The organism is Streptomyces sp. NPDC050147, from assembly GCF_040660195.1.
In the GTDB taxonomy this organism is placed as follows: Bacteria; Actinomycetota; Actinomycetes; order Streptomycetales; family Streptomycetaceae; genus Streptomyces.
On sequence record NZ_JBFALJ010000053.1, the window covers coordinates 1 to 18,073 of the forward strand.

Consider the following 18,073-nt stretch of genomic DNA (forward strand, 5'->3'; position numbering starts at 1 on the left):
GCTGCAGTTGAGCCTCGGTGACTGACGGGGCGCCGGGCAAGGTAGGCACCGAGGACACACGACTCATCGTGATCCGCGGCAACAGTGCCTCAGGCAAGTCCTCCGTCGCGGCCGGTCTGCGCGACAAGTTCGGCCGCAACCTCGCCATCGTCGCCCAGGACAACCTCCGCCGGATCGTGCTGCGCGAACGCGACCGGCCCGGCGGCGCCAACATCGGCCTGATCGACCTCACCGCCCGATACGCACTGGACAACGGCTTCCACGTCGTTGTCGAAGGCATCCTGTACGCCGACCGCTACGGCCCTATGCTCCAGGACCTGGTGCGTACTCACCGCGGTGTCTCGCGTTGCTACTACCTCGATGTGCCGTACGCGGAGACAGTGCGCCGGCACGCGACGAAAGCCGATGCGCAGTACCTTCAGCACGTCACCCCCGACCACCTCAGCGACTGGTACCGGGCGAAAGACCTACTGCCCGATGCGCTGGAGACGGTCGTCGATGCGGACAGCGCCTTGGACGACACCATCCAGCGGATCATGCGGGAGAGCGGCCTGGACCGAGTCCTTCCGATCGATCGCTGACGACGCGATCTGAGCGCAATGGCGATACCTCAGCGCGCGATCTCCGGGCTTCCTATCCTGTGGTGATGGCCAGCACCTGGACCCGTATCCATCAAGAACTCAGCCTGCAACCAAGCCCTTTGACGTTCGAGATGATCGAGCGGGCAACACGGGAGATCGAGGGCGAGCGGGACGACCTCGACTGGAAGCGCGTGCTGCCCAAGAAGCCTGAGGCTGGCCAGTGGTCTGAGTTCGCCAAGGACGTTGCGGCCATGGCGAACGCCAGGGGTGGCCTGCTCGTCTACGGCGTGCGAAATGATCGGGTCATCGCGGGGGTGGAGACGCATGCCGTCTCGACTGAGCACCTCTACAAGTGGCTGCGAGCCCATACCCAACCGTTTGTTGGCGGAGTGGACATCTACCGGCTGGAGGGCAACGAGAAGACGATTCTCGTCGTCGACGTCCCCGCGAGTGCCATGGCCCCGCACTTCGTGCTGGGCACGTCGTCCCGAGACAAGGAGCAGCAGGCGTTCGCAGTTCCGGCACGCTTCGCGGATCACACGACCTGGCTGTCAGAGCACGAGATCGAGCGTGCCTATCGTGACCGGTTCGCACGCCAAGAGGACGCCACGAAAGCTCTGCAACGGCACGTTGCCGAAACACGTGAGGTGGTCCTGGGGGAAGGCAACGACGCAGCCGCCTGGCTGATCATGGTGTCCCGGCCCACGCGCCCGGTTCCGCCGCTCGTCCCCGCCCCACGACGGCACGAGGCTGCCGATACGTTGTCCGCTGCGCTGCCCACCGCAGCCAAGATTCGCGGTGAGTTCTCAGGCAGCCCCATGCGTGAAGCGCTGACTGGTGGACCACGAGTTGGCTTGCGGCGCTGGGTGGATGGAAACTTCCTCACCTCCCCAGGGCAGCGCAGCCAGGGCCGCCTCGCCATGGTGGAACTGCATCACGATGGGACCGTCGTGTACGCAGTCGACGTCTCGCAGGGCGCCTACCGGGCAGGTGCGCTGCCACCAGAGGAGTTCGGAAACGCGGTACCAGTCGAGGCTCACATCGTGCAGAGCGGCGTGTGTGACGCCGTCGCACTCACCCGCGAGGCTCAGCTTGCGCGAAATCTCACCTCTTCCACCGATCTTGCGGCCACGCTCGTCGGCCATCCGGACTCGCACCGAGACGCACACCGGTTCGCCGGCTACGTCGCCGTACTCCAGATACACGGTTTCCCTGACGTCCCCAAGGACTGCAGAAGGCCCCTCGCAATCCGCCAGGTCGGGTACGAGCTCGCCCCACTCGCAGGAATCGAGGAACTGCGTGCAGCTGCCGCATCCCTTGCCTCCGGCCTGCTCAACCAGTTCGGAGTCGAGTCCCACCTCCTGTGAGATGAGCGGGAGCGGCGCATCGTGCTTGGCCGACGATGAGGAGGAGGGCCGTGGCGGTCGCCTCCGCGGCACGAGCGGCGCCCTGTAGCCGGTCCAAGATGCCGTCACACGGTGACGCCGAGACGGTCTGTCACTGCAGGTCAGCGTCGCAATCCGAAGCCTGCCGGGCAGACTTTGCGGCCTGTTGCTTGAGTTCCATCTGGGCTGCCACGAGCTCAGCGCCGCTGAACCGCTCCCAGAAGCGATCTTGGGCGACGGCCGCGGCACGGTCGAGCTCGGTGGCGCGCAGCGTGTTCACCCGCTCGATCTGCTCAGGGGTGTAGCCGGGGCTGTCGGGACGACTGCGCGGCCGCCAGATCTGGGAGTCGTCGAAACCCTCCAGGGGCTCGACCGACCACGGCAACGTGCGGGCCAGGGGAGGCGCGTTCGGCGGCGGCCTGCTGCCGCTCCCGCTCAGCGGTGATCAGGTCGTTGGGGAAGTCGGTGCTCACCAGCCGATATTAGAACGCGGTCGAACGGATGCTGACTGACTCGCCGGAGACGGTGTGTGCTTGTCCGAGTACCTCGGAAGCCTAGGGCGGCACGAACCGAGAGGGCGGTGTGGTGAAGCAACTGCACTTACCCAGACTGGGTAACCTCCTCCCTGACCTGCGCGGTAACTGACCGCAGCTCGACGGCAACTGAGCTCTGGTCAACCTGTGATCGACCGTGGCAGGCCCATCCCTTCAAAGCGGGGGAGGAAGGGCGAGAAGCGAATTGATCCAGGCACAGGCCAGCACCACCGGCTTCGTCGTCTTGCACCGGTGGGCGGAGGTTCTGGAGCGGCACTTCCCGCCCCAACTCCCCGATCCCCACCACACCATCGAGTAGCCCCGACCACGGCCGACCCTGGTACCGGCGTGACTACCGGCGTAGGTACCGGCGTGACTACCGGCGGGATGGGGTAACCGACAGTGTTCGTGCAGGTCAGTACGCATTGGAGAGGTGCGAAGGCCGCTGACACCTCTTCCCTCCTGGTGAGGGAGAGGCCTCTTCTCACTACCTGGCGCGTCAGCGGATCGGGGCCGGACTCGGCGATGAGCTGCGCGACTTCGGCTGAGTACGGCGCTCGTGACGCTTCCGTCGCTCGGCGGGCTCAGTTCGTGCATAGATCTGGCGAGTAAGCGATAGGCGGATCTACCAACAGTCGGGAGACAATTTGCGGTTCGGTCATCGCGGAGCTAAAGGAGGAGAGTTGGCTGAAGACGCGCACGGTTCGGCACAGCAGCCCGAGGGCAACACTGGATCGGATGGGAACGAGCCAACGCAGCAGCCCGACTCGGGTGCAGGACCGGAAGCCACGCCGGAGAACGCGACGCTGAGGCGCCGATGGGCAGCGCTGTGGGACCGGAACAACTGGGCCACACTCGTCGTGCTGCCGCTAGCGGGAGCTTTCGCGCTCTGGGCAATCCAGAGCGTGAGCGGGTGGCTCGCGGCCCAGGCCAATCCGCCTGGGCTGACGGCCTACGCTCTCAACCCCAGGCCTTGCGTGCCTGCTGTACTTCCCATCACCCTGGAAACCAAGACGGACAAGGCGGTCCTGGTGACGGGCATCGACGTCACCGTCGTGTCCAGCAAGGCGCCGCCACACAGTAAGAAGAAAAAGAAGCCTCCGACCTACGGGTGCAACACCGTGCACGACCCTGCATTTGACGTGAACCTTGCGCAGCATCCGGTCCCCGTCATCCCCCGGGGCAAGAAGCCCACGCCTGACCGCACGGACTTCCCTTTCACCATCTCCCCTGACCAGCCAAAGCAGCTCACCCTCAACGTCGACCCTGCGAAGCGGGACGTTCTCTTCAAGGTAAAGGTCGAATGGGTCGCAGGCGGCGAGTATGGAAGCGTCACCCTTGGTGCTGGCGACACCAGGAATCCCGAAGGTATTCGGGTAAGTGGGTGAGCAGGGGCGCCCGTGCATCTCTTGCGATCGAGGGTGTGGCACAAGTCCGCCTCGACCAGCTGTGCCGTTTCCGTACCGCAATCGCGAAACGGCTGTTCCTCGACTGCGAAGGCAGTGTGCTCGCTTCGTGGTGGTCGCCCGGCGCCGACGGGGGTGGCGGCGCCGGGCGACGATCAGCGGGAGGCCGTGGCGGCTTCCACCGCGGGCGCGGCGTCCTGGAGCCGGTCCAGCCGCTCGTACAGCGCGCGCAGCAGGCGCGCCTTGTTCTTCACTCCGTGCAGGTTGCGCGACCGCTGCGACAGGCGGCCGTCGGCCTCACCCAACACGATCTCAGCGAACAGACGCCGTCCGTCGTCGGGCAGCATGCTCGCGTGCCCGCGTACATCGGCGGCGACCGCGTGGGCGGCCCCGGTCAGCAGGAGCCCGACCTGTTCGTAGTCGTCGGGCTGGAGCGCGCCCGGATCGGACCACGCGAGCACCGCCCGGACCACGCGTTCGTGCGTTGAGCGATCGAGGGGCAGCTCCGCGTCGATCCGGCCTTCGGGGTCGTACAGCACGGTGTGGCCGTTCATGACACGGGCGCCTTCGCACGTGCGGGGGAGGTGAGCTCCCGCAGATGGGCGGCGAACCGGTCGGCCGCAACGAGCGCGGGCGGTGTGCCACCGCGGGGGTGGCTGATCCAGTCGGCCGCGATCGTGCCGTCCTGCGGCGTGCTCGGGGTGAGCAGCTGGTGTCCGCTGGACAGCACCCGGACACCGGGGATGTCCTCGAAGGTGTTGCCGGAGTCGGCCGGCACCGCGACGTACAGCCGGTCGCTCAGGTGGTCGGCGAGGACTTGGTAGCCGCGCCGGGTGCCCGCGCGCATCGCGGCGAGTGCGTCCAGCCCGGCCGCCATCGGTTCGACGGCCACCATGTCCCACTCCCGGCCGCACACCGCCCAGCCGGTGCGGTTGTAGCTCAGCAGCCACAGCCCGCGCTTGGCGTCGGTGACCGCGGCCAGCTCGTGCCAGGTCGCAGTGGCGGGCTTCGTGGCCTTGGCCGTTCTTGCGGCGGAAGCGTTCGCCATCACGGTCTCCCTGATCGGTCGTCACGTCACTGTCCACGCAAGCAGGAACGCCTCCTCGGGTGCGACGTGCCACCGATGAAAGAACGATGTAAGTCGGCCGCTGCGGGTGAACTGCGGCCAAGGCCGGGGCAGGAGAACCAGGGGAGCGGTACGGTCGCCGCACCCGTCCGACGCGTGGACCCGGAGCCGGTATGGCCGACCACCGCAAGCCCAGCCCCAACACCCGGCTGCGCGCTGTCCGCGAACTTGAATTCCAGATGAGCCGCAGCGAGTTCGCCAAGAAGGTCAATGCGACCGGGAAGGCGATGGGGGAGAACGTCGCCTGTGGAGCGCGCCTGGTGGCGGACTGGGAAGACGGGAAGGTCCTCTGTCCCCGCGCCGTCTACCAGCGCATCCTGACCACGATGACCAGCGGGCGAAGCATGGCCGACCTCGGCTTTCGCCTGCCCCCACGAGCACTGTCCGTACCGCCCGCCGCCGGTCCGTACGGGCCGGAGGAGGACGACGTGGAGCGACGCGCCTTCCTGTTCGACGGCGCGGGCGTGCTCCTGGCGCCCCCGCTCACCGGGCAGCAGCAGGCGCCGGGACGGGTCGGCGCGAGCGAGGTGCGCACCGTAAGGACGGCCGTGACCAAGCTGTACGCCCAAGACCACGACCATGGCTCCGCCCCGCTGCGCCAGGCCGCGTCAGATGCGCTGCACACCGCCTATCAGTGGCTCCAGTCGGGGACGTACACCAGCCGCACCGAGTCGAAGCTGCGATCGGCGACCGGCGGCCTGGCGGTCGCCGCCGGATGGCTCTCCTACGACTCCGGCCGCGCTGGCGATGCCCACTCGCTGTACGGCGAGGCCCTCGCCGCCGCCCGGATCGCGGGCGACCCGGAACTCGAGGCACACGCCTTCGGCTGCCTCTCTCTGTTGGCGAAGGCGCAGGGGCGGCCGCGTGAAGCGATCTCCGCCGCGCAGGGTGCGCAGACCGTCGCCCGCCAACTTGGCTCCCCGCGGCTGCTCTCCCTCTTTCACATGCGCGAGGCCGGCGGCTGGGCGCTGATGGGCGACGCCGCTGCCACCGACCAGGCGATCGTCCGCGCCCACACCTTCTACGCCAAGCGCCCCGGCCGACGACTGAACCGGTAGTCCTTCGGCACGACGCTGCTCGTTCTCGGCAGCCTTGCGGGCGGCGGCCCGGGCGTTCTTCAACCAGATGCCCACCTTCGCGCCCTGGAAGGTGGCGCCCAGCGGGGCCAGGAGGTGCCCGTGTTCGGCAGCCCACCCGCGCGCAGCGGACAGGCCCTCCTCCCACGCGACGTCGAAGTGCGACCAGATCATGCCGAGCTTCTCCAACTGCGCGACGCGGTCGGCGTCCATGTCGCCGCGGGCGTAGAAGCGGCGTACGTCGGCGGTCCACTGCCCGAGCGGGAACCCGGCGAGCGAGGCCGGCCACCCCGCGGCTTCCGCCTCCTGGACGTCGACGGCGGCGGGCACCCGGAACGTGAACGGGACGCGCAGGTCGCCGTGCTCGCGGGCGTAGATGACGGCGGCTTCCACACCGCGCCGCCAGTGCTCGTGCTCGGGGTTGAGGACGCGCAGGTTGATGAACGCGGCGAGGGCGGCCGGGTCGCGGGGCGTGGAGAACTTCAGCAGGGCCCGGGCGGGAGCGCTGACGCCTCCGGAGCCCTCACCGCTCCCCTCCGTGCTCTTCCCGCTGTCGTCCTTGCTGACGGGCTTGTAGCGGCTCGGGGCCTGCTGCTCCGCGAGGCTCTCCACGATCCGCGCGTCGTGCGCCCGCAGCGCCTCCAGCAGCTTGGCCAACCCGCCGAAGGCCCGGGAGGTGAGCATGTTGTCGGCCGTCTCGCCCGGCCCGAGCAGCACCGGCACCACGAGGCTTGCCACCTTGCCCTCGCCGGGCTGCATCCGCAGTGCCCGGCCCACGGCCTGGACCAGGTCCGGCATCGAGCCGCGCACATCCGCCCAGTAGACGGAGTCGCAGTTCTTGGTGTCGACGCCTTCGCCCAGGACCTTCACCGAGCACAGGAAGCACTTCTCCACCACGGTGCCGTCCGTGGCGATCCCGGCCGCGAACTCCCCGAGCAGGCGGCGCCGGTGGAGTGGCTTGTGGTCCCCGCACAGCCAGTCCGCCCAGATCGTCTTCGGGTACAGCTCGGGGTCGGATGAGTGCAGCTGCGCGGCGACGTCGGGCAGGCCGGCCGCGAACGCTTCGGCTTCCTTGACGACGTGGTGGAAGACGAGCGTGCGCCGGAAGTTCTCCTCCGCCGACGCCTTCACCAGGGCGGTCTGCAGGGCAGCGAGCCGCGCCCCGCGGACCTCTGCCGACCGGCTTTCAGCGCCCAGGAGCTGTGCGGCCTGGAGCGCGGTGTCGGTGACGTCCACGCAAACGACCTGGTAGGGGGCACAAATTCCCCGGTCGATGGCCTCCGAGAGCGTCAACGTGAACGCCCTGCTGCCGAAGGGCCCCTCCGGGTCGTCTTCCATGCTCGCGACCAGCTCGCCCGGTGCGCCGGCCTCGTCCTCGTCCCCGAGCTGCCACAGCCGGGGCGTGGCCGTCATGTACAGACGACGCAGGGACGGGATCTTTTGGTTGTCGTGGACGACCGCCCACGGCTTCCCGATCCGGCCCGAAACGCGGTGGGCTTCGTCTACGACGATCAGGTCCCAAGCCGCGAGGCCCCCGGCGTGCGCCCGCTCCAGCGTGCCGAGTCCGAGGCTGGCGTACGTGGCGTACACGGTCACCTTGTCCAGGCCCCGCGTCCACTCCACCAACTCGTCCACGTCTGTGGTTTGGGGAAGGACACCTCCTCACCCCGCAGCGAGGACACTCCGATCATCGGCCCCCGGCGGCCTCCCTCGCGCCAGGCGGCCTCGGTCTGGGCGAGCAGGTCCAGCGAGGGCACGAGGACCAGCACACGGCCCGCGTGGAGCTCCTCCGCGCTGCGGACCGCGACTCGGGTCTTCCCGGACCCGGTCGCCATGATCACCTGCGTTCGAAGCCCTCGTTCGGGCACAAGTGATCTTGCAGGCAATTCGAGGGCGCGCAGGACCGCGTCAATGGCTTCTCGCTGGGCTGCCTCTCGTTGGTCAGCGCGGCCTGTGTGCGACATATTTGCCTGCCTTCTCCTAAATGCTTCCATGGGGTGCCTGCGGGTGTGGGCGGTTAGGCGCAGGGGTCGACTTCGGGGTGTGTGAACTGCACGGGCTTGCCCAGCGACCGGGCGTAGGCGATTTCGGCTCGGGTGCTGTCTCCGATGTAGCCGCCGACAACGAGCACCTCATCAGCGAGCCGGATCTTCGCCCGGTGCAGCTCGTCGAGTCGAATCTTCAGTGCCTCGGCCTCGACAGGATCGGACCAGAGTTCGTGCGGCGACTTCATGTCAATGCCCGGTTTGACGACGATCTTTCCGGCTTTGGTCTCCCGCAGATCGGCCTCGTTCATTTCGGTCATGAAACGGGTGGAGCCGCAGATCACGACGATATACGGGAGGCTCAACTGCTCCTTCGCGTTGGCGAGTTTCTCCTCGGGGGTGTGTGGTTGCGGGTATGACACTGGTTCCTCCTGGTGGTGTGATCCAAGGGGTGCCGGATCGGTCCGGGGTGGTGTGCTCTGAGTCCAGAGTCTATCCCGCTCTCAAAATGAAACACACCGAATGCTTAGATTCCTCTTAACGTGGCTGAAGGTTGCTAGTTTTGCTTGATCGCAAGCCAATCCGGAGCCTTGATACCCCCTCAGTCCACTCTCCTTGTTCGAGTGACAGGCCCCCGGCGCCACTGCTCTCTCCCGACCACCCGTCACTACCCCTTCCCTTACTGCCGTTTGTGGCGTGAGCCCTATGGGTGGGCCGCGCGGAGCGTGGCACGCCTTGCCCGCACTGGAGTTGATGGGTCGGCCGCGAGTGGCTGGAGCGCAGCGGAGGCCACCGGTCGGCCGGAGGCCGACCGCGCCTCGCAACGCGAGGCGCCTGCCCTGCGGTTGGCGGTGGGCGCGGAGCGCGTGCCGCCTGGCGGTGAGCGGAGCGAGCCGCATCCGCTCCCGCGGAGCGGGTCCCTTCGGGCTGCGCCCGAAGAAGCGAACCGGGTCGCTGCGCTCCCCGGCCGCTCCCGCTCCGCGTGAGCGGATGCGGCTCGCTCCGCTCACCGCCAGGCGGCACGCGCTCCGCGCCCACCGCCAACCGCAGGGCAGGCGCCTCGCGTTGCGAGGCGCGGTCGGCCTCCGGCCGACCGGTGGCCTCCGCTGCGCTCCAGCCACTCGCGGCCGACCCATCAACTCCAGTGCGGGCAAGGCGTGCCACGCTCCGCGCGGCCCACCCATAGGGCTCACGCCACAAACGGCAGTAAGGGAAGGGGTAGTGACGGGTGGTCGGGAGAGAGCAGTGGCGCCGGGGGCCTGTCACTCGAACAAGGAGAGTGGACTGAGGGGGTATCAAGGCTCCGGATTGGCTTGCGATCAAGCAAAACTAGCAACCTTCAGCCACGTTAAGAGGAATCTAAGCATTCGGTGTGTTTCATTTTGAGAGCGGGATAGACTCTGGACTCAGAGCACACCACCCCGGACCGATCCGGCACCCCTTGGATCACACCACCAGGAGGAACCAGTGTCATACCCGCAACCACACACCCCCGAGGAGAAACTCGCCAACGCGAAGGAGCAGTTGAGCCTCCCGTATATCGTCGTGATCTGCGGCTCCACCCGTTTCATGACCGAAATGAACGAGGCCGATCTGCGGGAGACCAAAGCCGGAAAGATCGTCGTCAAACCGGGCATTGACATGAAGTCGCCGCACGAACTCTGGTCCGATCCTGTCGAGGCCGAGGCACTGAAGATTCGACTCGACGAGCTGCACCGGGCGAAGATCCGGCTCGCTGATGAGGTGCTCGTTGTCGGCGGCTACATCGGAGACAGCACCCGAGCCGAAATCGCCTACGCCCGGTCGCTGGGCAAGCCCGTGCAGTTCACACACCCCGAAGTCGACCCCTGCGCCTAACCGCCCACACCCGCAGGCACCCCATGGAAGCATTTAGGAGAAGGCAGGCAAATATGTCGCACACAGGCCGCGCTGACCAACGAGAGGCAGCCCAGCGAGAAGCCATTGACGCGGTCCTGCGCGCCCTCGAATTGCCTGCAAGATCACTTGTGCCCGAACGAGGGCTTCGAACGCAGGTGATCATGGCGACCGGGTCCGGGAAGACCCGAGTCGCGGTCCGCAGCGCGGAGGAGCTCCACGCGGGCCGTGTGCTGGTCCTCGTGCCCTCGCTGGACCTGCTCGCCCAGACCGAGGCCGCCTGGCGCGAGGGAGGCCGCCGGGGGCCGATGATCGGAGTGTCCTCGCTGCGGGGTGAGGAGGTGTCCTTCCCCAAACCACAGACGTGGACGAGTTGGTGGAGTGGACGCGGGGCCTGGACAAGGTGACCGTGTACGCCACGTACGCCAGCCTCGGACTCGGCACGCTGGAGCGGGCGCACGCCGGGGGCCTCGCGGCTTGGGACCTGATCGTCGTAGACGAAGCCCACCGCGTTTCGGGCCGGATCGGGAAGCCGTGGGCGGTCGTCCACGACAACCAAAAGATCCCGTCCCTGCGTCGTCTGTACATGACGGCCACGCCCCGGCTGTGGCAGCTCGGGGACGAGGACGAGGCCGGCGCACCGGGCGAGCTGGTCGCGAGCATGGAAGACGACCCGGAGGGGCCCTTCGGCAGCAGGGCGTTCACGTTGACGCTCTCGGAGGCCATCGACCGGGGAATTTGTGCCCCCTACCAGGTCGTTTGCGTGGACGTCACCGACACCGCGCTCCAGGCCGCACAGCTCCTGGGCGCTGAAAGCCGGTCGGCAGAGGTCCGCGGGGCGCGGCTCGCTGCCCTGCAGACCGCCCTGGTGAAGGCGTCGGCGGAGGAGAACTTCCGGCGCACGCTCGTCTTCCACCACGTCGTCAAGGAAGCCGAAGCGTTCGCGGCCGGCCTGCCCGACGTCGCCGCGCAGCTGCACTCATCCGACCCCGAGCTGTACCCGAAGACGATCTGGGCGGACTGGCTGTGCGGGGACCACAAGCCACTCCACCGGCGCCGCCTGCTCGGGGAGTTCGCGGCCGGGATCGCCACGGACGGCACCGTGGTGGAGAAGTGCTTCCTGTGCTCGGTGAAGGTCCTGGGCGAAGGCGTCGACACCAAGAACTGCGACTCCGTCTACTGGGCGGATGTGCGCGGCTCGATGCCGGACCTGGTCCAGGCCGTGGGCCGGGCACTGCGGATGCAGCCCGGCGAGGGCAAGGTGGCAAGCCTCGTGGTGCCGGTGCTGCTCGGGCCGGGCGAGACGGCCGACAACATGCTCACCTCCCGGGCCTTCGGCGGGTTGGCCAAGCTGCTGGAGGCGCTGCGGGCGCACGACGCGCGGATCGTGGAGAGCCTCGCGGAGCAGCAGGCCCCGAGCCGCTACAAGCCCGTCAGCAAGGACGACAGCGGGAAGAGCACGGAGGGGAGCGGTGAGGGCTCCGGAGGCGTCAGCGCTCCCGCCCGGGCCCTGCTGAAGTTCTCCACGCCCCGCGACCCGGCCGCCCTCGCCGCGTTCATCAACCTGCGCGTCCTCAACCCCGAGCACGAGCACTGGCGGCGCGGTGTGGAAGCCGCCGTCATCTACGCCCGCGAGCACGGCGACCTGCGCGTCCCGTTCACGTTCCGGGTGCCCGCCGCCGTCGACGTCCAGGAGGCGGAAGCCGCGGGGTGGCCGGCCTCGCTCGCCGGGTTCCCGCTCGGGCAGTGGACCGCCGACGTACGCCGCTTCTACGCCCGCGGCGACATGGACGCCGACCGCGTCGCGCAGTTGGAGAAGCTCGGCATGATCTGGTCGCACTTCGACGTCGCGTGGGAGGAGGGCCTGTCCGCTGCGCGCGGGTGGGCTGCCGAACACGGGCACCTCCTGGCCCCGCTGGGCGCCACCTTCCAGGGCGCGAAGGTGGGCATCTGGTTGAAGAACGCCCGGGCCGCCGCCCGCAAGGCTGCCGAGAACGAGCAGCGTCGTGCCGAAGGACTACCGGTTCAGTCGTCGGCCGGGGCGCTTGGCGTAGAAGGTGTGGGCGCGGACGATCGCCTGGTCGGTGGCAGCGGCGTCGCCCATCAGCGCCCAGCCGCCGGCCTCGCGCATGTGAAAGAGGGAGAGCAGCCGCGGGGAGCCAAGTTGGCGGGCGACGGTCTGCGCACCCTGCGCGGCGGAGATCGCTTCACGCGGCCGCCCCTGCGCCTTCGCCAACAGAGAGAGGCAGCCGAAGGCGTGTGCCTCGAGTTCCGGGTCGCCCGCGATCCGGGCGGCGGCGAGGGCCTCGCCGTACAGCGAGTGGGCATCGCCAGCGCGGCCGGAGTCGTAGGAGAGCCATCCGGCGGCGACCGCCAGGCCGCCGGTCGCCGATCGCAGCTTCGACTCGGTGCGGCTGGTGTACGTCCCCGACTGGAGCCACTGATAGGCGGTGTGCAGCGCATCTGACGCGGCCTGGCGCAGCGGGGCGGAGCCATGGTCGTGGTCTTGGGCGTACAGCTTGGTCACGGCCGTCCTTACGGTGCGCACCTCGCTCGCGCCGACCCGTCCCGGCGCCTGCTGCTGCCCGGTGAGCGGGGGCGCCAGGAGCACGCCCGCGCCGTCGAACAGGAAGGCGCGTCGCTCCACGTCGTCCTCCTCCGGCCCGTACGGACCGGCGGCGGGCGGTACGGACAGTGCTCGTGGGGGCAGGCGAAAGCCGAGGTCGGCCATGCTTCGCCCGCTGGTCATCGTGGTCAGGATGCGCTGGTAGACGGCGCGGGGACAGAGGACCTTCCCGTCTTCCCAGTCCGCCACCAGGCGCGCTCCACAGGCGACGTTCTCCCCCATCGCCTTCCCGGTCGCATTGACCTTCTTGGCGAACTCGCTGCGGCTCATCTGGAATTCAAGTTCGCGGACAGCGCGCAGCCGGGTGTTGGGGCTGGGCTTGCGGTGGTCGGCCATACCGGCTCCGGGTCCACGCGTCGGACGGGTGCGGCGACCGTACCGCTCCCCTGGTTCTCCTGCCCCGGCCTTGGCCGCAGTTCACCCGCAGCGGCCGACTTACATCGTTCTTTCATCGGTGGCACGTCGCACCCGAGGAGGCGTTCCTGCTTGCGTGGACAGTGACGTGACGACCGATCAGGGAGACCGTGATGGCGAACGCTTCCGCCGCAAGAACGGCCAAGGCCACGAAGCCCGCCACTGCGACCTGGCACGAGCTGGCCGCGGTCACCGACGCCAAGCGCGGGCTGTGGCTGCTGAGCTACAACCGCACCGGCTGGGCGGTGTGCGGCCGGGAGTGGGACATGGTGGCCGTCGAACCGATGGCGGCCGGGCTGGACGCACTCGCCGCGATGCGCGCGGGCACCCGGCGCGGCTACCAAGTCCTCGCCGACCACCTGAGCGACCGGCTGTACGTCGCGGTGCCGGCCGACTCCGGCAACACCTTCGAGGACATCCCCGGTGTCCGGGTGCTGTCCAGCGGACACCAGCTGCTCACCCCGAGCACGCCGCAGGACGGCACGATCGCGGCCGACTGGATCAGCCACCCCCGCGGTGGCACACCGCCCGCGCTCGTTGCGGCCGACCGGTTCGCCGCCCATCTGCGGGAGCTCACCTCCCCCGCACGTGCGAAGGCGCCCGTGTCATGAACGGCCACACCGTGCTGTACGACCCCGAAGGCCGGATCGACGCGGAGCTGCCCCTCGATCGCTCAACGCACGAACGCGTGGTCCGGGCGGTGCTCGCGTGGTCCGATCCGGGCGCGCTCCAGCCCGACGACTACGAACAGGTCGGGCTCCTGCTGACCGGGGCCGCCCACGCGGTCGCCGCCGATGTACGCGGGCACGCGAGCATGCTGCCCGACGACGGACGGCGTCTGTTCGCTGAGATCGTGTTGGGTGAGGCCGACGGCCGCCTGTCGCAGCGGTCGCGCAACCTGCACGGAGTGAAGAACAAGGCGCGCCTGCTGCGCGCGCTGTACGAGCGGCTGGACCGGCTCCAGGACGCCGCGCCCGCGGTGGAAGCCGCCACGGCCTCCCGCTGATCGTCGCCCGGCGCCGCCACCCCCGTCGGCGCCGGGCGACCACCACGAAGCGAGCACACTGCCTTCGCAGTCGAGGAACAGCCGTTTCGCGATTGCGGTACGGAAACGGCACAGCTGGTCGAGGCGGACTTGTGCCACACCCTCGATCGCAAGAGATGCACGGGCGCCCCTGCTCACCCACTTACCCGAATACCTTCGGGATTCCTGGTGTCGCCAGCACCAAGGGTGACGCTTCCATACTCGCCGCCTGCGACCCATTCGACCTTTACCTTGAAGAGAACGTCCCGCTTCGCAGGGTCGACGTTGAGGGTGAGCTGCTTTGGCTGGTCAGGGGAGATGGTGAAAGGGAAGTCCGTGCGGTCAGGCGTGGGCTTCTTGCCCCGGGGGATGACGGGGACCGGATGCTGCGCAAGGTTCACGTCAAATGCAGGGTCGTGCACGGTGTTGCACCCGTAGGTCGGAGGCTTCTTTTTCTTCTTACTGTGTGGCGGCGCCTTGCTGGACACGACGGTGACGTCGATGCCCGTCACCAGGACCGCCTTGTCCGTCTTGGTTTCCAGGGTGATGGGAAGTACAGCAGGCACGCAAGGCCTGGGGTTGAGAGCGTAGGCCGTCAGCCCAGGCGGATTGGCCTGGGCCGCGAGCCACCCGCTCACGCTCTGGATTGCCCAGAGCGCGAAAGCTCCCGCTAGCGGCAGCACGACGAGTGTGGCCCAGTTGTTCCGGTCCCACAGCGCTGCCCATCGGCGCCTCAGCGTCGCGTTCTCCGGCGTGGCTTCCGGTCCTGCACCCGAGTCGGGCTGCTGCGTTGGCTCGTTCCCATCCGATCCAGTGTTGCCCTCGGGCTGCTGTGCCGAACCGTGCGCGTCTTCAGCCAACTCTCCTCCTTTAGCTCCGCGATGACCGAACCGCAAATTGTCTCCCGACTGTTGGTAGATCCGCCTATCGCTTACTCGCCAGATCTATGCACGAACTGAGCCCGCCGAGCGACGGAAGCGTCACGAGCGCCGTACTCAGCCGAAGTCGCGCAGCTCATCGCCGAGTCCGGCCCCGATCCGCTGACGCGCCAGGTAGTGAGAAGAGGCCTCTCCCTCACCAGGAGGGAAGAGGTGTCAGCGGCCTTCGCACCTCTCCAATGCGTACTGACCTGCACGAACACTGTCGGTTACCCCATCCCGCCGGTAGTCACGCCGGTACCTACGCCGGTAGTCACGCCGGTACCAGGGTCGGCCGTGGTCGGGGCTACTCGATGGTGTGGTGGGGATCGGGGAGTTGGGGCGGGAAGTGCCGCTCCAGAACCTCCGCCCACCGGTGCAAGACGACGAAGCCGGTGGTGCTGGCCTGTGCCTGGATCAATTCGCTTCTCGCCCTTCCTCCCCCGCTTTGAAGGGATGGGCCTGCCACGGTCGATCACAGGTTGACCAGAGCTCAGTTGCCGTCGAGCTGCGGTCAGTTACCGCGCAGGTCAGGGAGGAGGTTACCCAGTCTGGGTAAGTGCAGTTGCTTCACCACACCGCCCTCTCGGTTCGTGCCGCCCTAGGCTTCCGAGGTACTCGGACAAGCACACACCGTCTCCGGCGAGTCAGTCAGCATCCGTTCGACCGCGTTCTAATATCGGCTGGTGAGCACCGACTTCCCCAACGACCTGATCACCGCTGAGCGGGAGCGGCAGCAGGCCGCCGCCGAACGCGCCTCCCCTGGCCCGCACGTTGCCGTGGTCGGTCGAGCCCCTGGAGGGTTTCGACGACTCCCAGATCTGGCGGCCGCGCAGTCGTCCCGACAGCCCCGGCTACACCCCTGAGCAGATCGAGCGGGTGAACACGCTGCGCGCCACCGAGCTCGACCGTGCCGCGGCCGTCGCCCAAGATCGCTTCTGGGAGCGGTTCAGCGGCGCTGAGCTCGTGGCAGCCCAGATGGAACTCAAGCAACAGGCCGCAAAGTCTGCCCGGCAGGCTTCGGATTGCGACGCTGACCTGCAGTGACAGACCGTCTCGGCGTCACCGTGTGACGGCATCTTGGACCGGCTACAGGGCGCCGCTCGTGCCGCGGAGGCGACCGCCACGGCCCTCCTCCTCATCGTCGGCCAAGCACGATGCGCCGCTCCCGCTCATCTCACAGGAGGTGGGACTCGACTCCGAACTGGTTGAGCAGGCCGGAGGCAAGGGATGCGGCAGCTGCACGCAGTTCCTCGATTCCTGCGAGTGGGGCGAGCTCGTACCCGACCTGGCGGATTGCGAGGGGCCTTCTGCAGTCCTTGGGGACGTCAGGGAAACCGTGTATCTGGAGTACGGCGACGTAGCCGGCGAACCGGTGTGCGTCTCGGTGCGAGTCCGGATGGCCGACGAGCGTGGCCGCAAGATCGGTGGAAGAGGTGAGATTTCGCGCAAGCTGAGCCTCGCGGGTGAGTGCGACGGCGTCACACACGCCGCTCTGCACGATGTGAGCCTCGACTGGTACCGCGTTTCCGAACTCCTCTGGTGGCAGCGCACCTGCCCGGTAGGCGCCCTGCGAGACGTCGACTGCGTACACGACGGTCCCATCGTGATGCAGTTCCACCATGGCGAGGCGGCCCTGGCTGCGCTGCCCTGGGGAGGTGAGGAAGTTTCCATCCACCCAGCGCCGCAAGCCAACTCGTGGTCCACCAGTCAGCGCTTCACGCATGGGGCTGCCTGAGAACTCACCGCGAATCTTGGCTGCGGTGGGCAGCGCAGCGGACAACGTATCGGCAGCCTCGTGCCGTCGTGGGGCGGGGACGAGCGGCGGAACCGGGCGCGTGGGCCGGGACACCATGATCAGCCAGGCGGCTGCGTCGTTGCCTTCCCCCAGGACCACCTCACGTGTTTCGGCAACGTGCCGTTGCAGAGCTTTCGTGGCGTCCTCTTGGCGTGCGAACCGGTCACGATAGGCACGCTCGATCTCGTGCTCTGACAGCCAGGTCGTGTGATCCGCGAAGCGTGCCGGAACTGCGAACGCCTGCTGCTCCTTGTCTCGGGACGACGTGCCCAGCACGAAGTGCGGGGCCATGGCACTCGCGGGGACGTCGACGACGAGAATCGTCTTCTCGTTGCCCTCCAGCCGGTAGATGTCCACTCCGCCAACAAACGGTTGGGTATGGGCTCGCAGCCACTTGTAGAGGTGCTCAGTCGAGACGGCATGCGTCTCCACCCCCGCGATGACCCGATCATTTCGCACGCCGTAGACGAGCAGGCCACCCCTGGCGTTCGCCATGGCCGCAACGTCCTTGGCGAACTCAGACCACTGGCCAGCCTCAGGCTTCTTGGGCAGCACGCGCTTCCAGTCGAGGTCGTCCCGCTCGCCCTCGATCTCCCGTGTTGCCCGCTCGATCATCTCGAACGTCAAAGGGCTTGGTTGCAGGCTGAGTTCTTGATGGATACGGGTCCAGGTGCTGGCCATCACCACAGGATAGGAAGCCCGGAGATCGCGCGCTGAGGTATCGCCATTGCGCTCAGATCGCGTCGTCAGCGATCGATCGGAAGGACTCGGTCCAGGCCGCTCTCCCGCATGATCCGCTGGATGGTGTCGTCCAAGGCGCTGTCCGCATCGACGACCGTCTCCAGCGCATCGGGCAGTAGGTCTTTCGCCCGGTACCAGTCGCTGAGGTGGTCGGGGGTGACGTGCTGAAGGTACTGCGCATCGGCTTTCGTCGCGTGCCGGCGCACTGTCTCCGCGTACGGCACATCGAGGTAGTAGCAACGCGAGACACCGCGGTGAGTACGCACCAGGTCCTGGAGCATAGGGCCGTAGCGGTCGGCGTACAGGATGCCTTCGACAACGACGTGGAAGCCGTTGTCCAGTGCGTATCGGGCGGTGAGGTCGATCAGGCCGATGTTGGCGCCGCCGGGCCGGTCGCGTTCGCGCAGCACGATCCGGCGGAGGTTGTCCTGGGCGACGATGGCGAGGTTGCGGCCGAACTTGTCGCGCAGACCGGCCGCGACGGAGGACTTGCCTGAGGCACTGTTGCCGCGGATCACGATGAGTCGTGTGTCCTCGGTGCCTACCTTGCCCGGCGCCCCGTCAGTCACCGAGGCTCAACTGCAGC

Annotated in this window: 14 protein-coding genes and 2 pseudogenes; 8 read left to right on the plus strand and 8 right to left on the minus strand. The window is 68.0% G+C overall.

Annotation, left to right across the window (positions count from 1 at the left end; all coding sequences use genetic code 11):
* Positions 1 to 17: 17 nt before the first annotated feature.
* A complete protein-coding gene (locus AB0I94_RS41470) occupies positions 18 to 581 on the plus strand; it encodes an AAA family ATPase (RefSeq protein ID WP_363315011.1) in 564 nt (187 codons plus the stop codon).
* A 65-nt stretch (positions 582 to 646) separates the two neighbouring features.
* Positions 647 to 1,948 (plus strand): ATP-binding protein, encoded by a 1,302-nt coding sequence (locus tag AB0I94_RS41475; RefSeq protein WP_363315012.1) that lies wholly within the window; start codon positions 647 to 649, stop codon positions 1,946 to 1,948.
* A gap of 130 nt (positions 1,949 to 2,078) precedes the next feature.
* Here the strand turns inward: AB0I94_RS41475 and AB0I94_RS41480 are convergent, their stop codons facing one another.
* On the minus strand, positions 2,079 to 2,351 hold the full coding sequence (locus AB0I94_RS41480) for a hypothetical protein (RefSeq protein WP_363315013.1): 273 nt from the start codon (positions 2,349 to 2,351) through the stop codon (positions 2,079 to 2,081).
* A gap of 831 nt (positions 2,352 to 3,182) precedes the next feature.
* Here AB0I94_RS41480 and AB0I94_RS41485 point away from each other — a divergent pair.
* Positions 3,183 to 3,887, plus strand: coding sequence for a hypothetical protein (locus AB0I94_RS41485; RefSeq protein WP_363315014.1), 705 nt, complete (start codon positions 3,183 to 3,185; stop codon positions 3,885 to 3,887).
* Positions 3,888 to 4,060: 173 nt separating this feature from the next.
* Here the strand turns inward: AB0I94_RS41485 and AB0I94_RS41490 are convergent, their stop codons facing one another.
* The 4 genes and pseudogenes from AB0I94_RS41490 to AB0I94_RS41505 all read right to left on the minus strand — a co-directional run bounded on the left by AB0I94_RS41490 (position 4,061) and on the right by AB0I94_RS41505 (position 8,514).
* Positions 4,061 to 4,459 carry a restriction endonuclease gene (locus AB0I94_RS41490; RefSeq protein WP_363315015.1) on the minus strand — a complete coding sequence of 133 codons (399 nt, stop codon included), beginning with the start codon at positions 4,457 to 4,459 and terminating at the stop codon, positions 4,061 to 4,063.
* Positions 4,456 to 4,953 carry a hypothetical protein gene (locus AB0I94_RS41495; protein WP_363315016.1) on the minus strand — a complete coding sequence of 166 codons (498 nt, stop codon included), beginning with the start codon at positions 4,951 to 4,953 and terminating at the stop codon, positions 4,456 to 4,458. The genes AB0I94_RS41490 and AB0I94_RS41495 overlap by 4 nt, the downstream gene beginning before the upstream one ends.
* A 1,106-nt stretch (positions 4,954 to 6,059) precedes the next feature.
* A pseudogene (locus tag AB0I94_RS41500) lies at positions 6,060 to 8,071 on the minus strand (Helicase associated domain protein); the annotation flags it as partial.
* Positions 8,072 to 8,124: 53 nt separating this feature from the next.
* Complete coding sequence (locus tag AB0I94_RS41505) at positions 8,125 to 8,514, minus strand: hypothetical protein (protein ID WP_363315017.1); 390 nt, start codon at positions 8,512 to 8,514, stop codon at positions 8,125 to 8,127.
* Positions 8,515 to 9,559: 1,045 nt separating this feature from the next.
* On the opposite strand from AB0I94_RS41505, the gene AB0I94_RS41510 reads away from it, so the two are divergent.
* The 4 genes and pseudogenes from AB0I94_RS41510 to AB0I94_RS41525 all read left to right on the plus strand — a co-directional run bounded on the left by AB0I94_RS41510 (position 9,560) and on the right by AB0I94_RS41525 (position 14,013).
* On the plus strand, positions 9,560 to 9,949 hold the full coding sequence (locus tag AB0I94_RS41510) for a hypothetical protein (RefSeq protein WP_363315017.1): 390 nt from the start codon (positions 9,560 to 9,562) through the stop codon (positions 9,947 to 9,949).
* Between the two features lie 53 nt (positions 9,950 to 10,002).
* Positions 10,003 to 12,014, plus strand: a pseudogene (locus AB0I94_RS41515) (Helicase associated domain protein); the annotation flags it as partial.
* A 1,106-nt stretch (positions 12,015 to 13,120) separates the two neighbouring features.
* Positions 13,121 to 13,618: a hypothetical protein gene (locus AB0I94_RS41520; RefSeq protein WP_363315016.1), complete on the plus strand. Its 498-nt coding sequence runs from the start codon at positions 13,121 to 13,123 to the stop codon at positions 13,616 to 13,618.
* Positions 13,615 to 14,013, plus strand: a complete 399-nt coding sequence (locus AB0I94_RS41525; RefSeq protein WP_363315015.1) for a restriction endonuclease — start codon at positions 13,615 to 13,617, stop codon at positions 14,011 to 14,013. The genes AB0I94_RS41520 and AB0I94_RS41525 overlap by 4 nt, the downstream gene beginning before the upstream one ends.
* A 173-nt stretch (positions 14,014 to 14,186) precedes the next feature.
* Here AB0I94_RS41525 and AB0I94_RS41530 read toward each other — a convergent pair whose 3' ends face one another.
* Positions 14,187 to 14,891: a hypothetical protein gene (locus tag AB0I94_RS41530; protein ID WP_363315014.1), complete on the minus strand. Its 705-nt coding sequence runs from the start codon at positions 14,889 to 14,891 to the stop codon at positions 14,187 to 14,189.
* Between the two features lie 831 nt (positions 14,892 to 15,722).
* On the opposite strand from AB0I94_RS41530, the gene AB0I94_RS41535 reads away from it, so the two are divergent.
* On the plus strand, positions 15,723 to 15,995 hold the full coding sequence (locus AB0I94_RS41535) for a hypothetical protein (protein WP_363315013.1): 273 nt from the start codon (positions 15,723 to 15,725) through the stop codon (positions 15,993 to 15,995).
* A gap of 130 nt (positions 15,996 to 16,125) precedes the next feature.
* On the opposite strand, the gene AB0I94_RS41540 is transcribed toward AB0I94_RS41535, so the two are convergent.
* Entirely contained in the window at positions 16,126 to 17,427 is a 1,302-nt protein-coding gene (locus tag AB0I94_RS41540; protein ID WP_363315012.1) for an ATP-binding protein, read from the minus strand.
* Positions 17,428 to 17,492: 65 nt separating this feature from the next.
* Positions 17,493 to 18,056 carry an AAA family ATPase gene (locus AB0I94_RS41545; RefSeq protein WP_363315011.1) on the minus strand — a complete coding sequence of 188 codons (564 nt, stop codon included), beginning with the start codon at positions 18,054 to 18,056 and terminating at the stop codon, positions 17,493 to 17,495.
* Positions 18,057 to 18,073: the final 17 nt, after the last annotated feature.

Coding starts and splice junctions, on each gene's coding strand:
- AB0I94_RS41520 (WP_363315016.1), top strand. CDS start 13,121: ATGGCGAACGCTTCCGCCGCAAGAACGGCCAAGGCCACGAAGCCCGCC.
- AB0I94_RS41495 (WP_363315016.1), bottom strand. CDS start 4,953: ATGGCGAACGCTTCCGCCGCAAGAACGGCCAAGGCCACGAAGCCCGCC.
- AB0I94_RS41490 (WP_363315015.1), bottom strand. CDS start 4,459: ATGAACGGCCACACCGTGCTGTACGACCCCGAAGGCCGGATCGACGCG.
- AB0I94_RS41540 (WP_363315012.1), bottom strand. CDS start 17,427: ATGGCCAGCACCTGGACCCGTATCCATCAAGAACTCAGCCTGCAACCA.
- AB0I94_RS41525 (WP_363315015.1), top strand. CDS start 13,615: ATGAACGGCCACACCGTGCTGTACGACCCCGAAGGCCGGATCGACGCG.
- AB0I94_RS41475 (WP_363315012.1), top strand. CDS start 647: ATGGCCAGCACCTGGACCCGTATCCATCAAGAACTCAGCCTGCAACCA.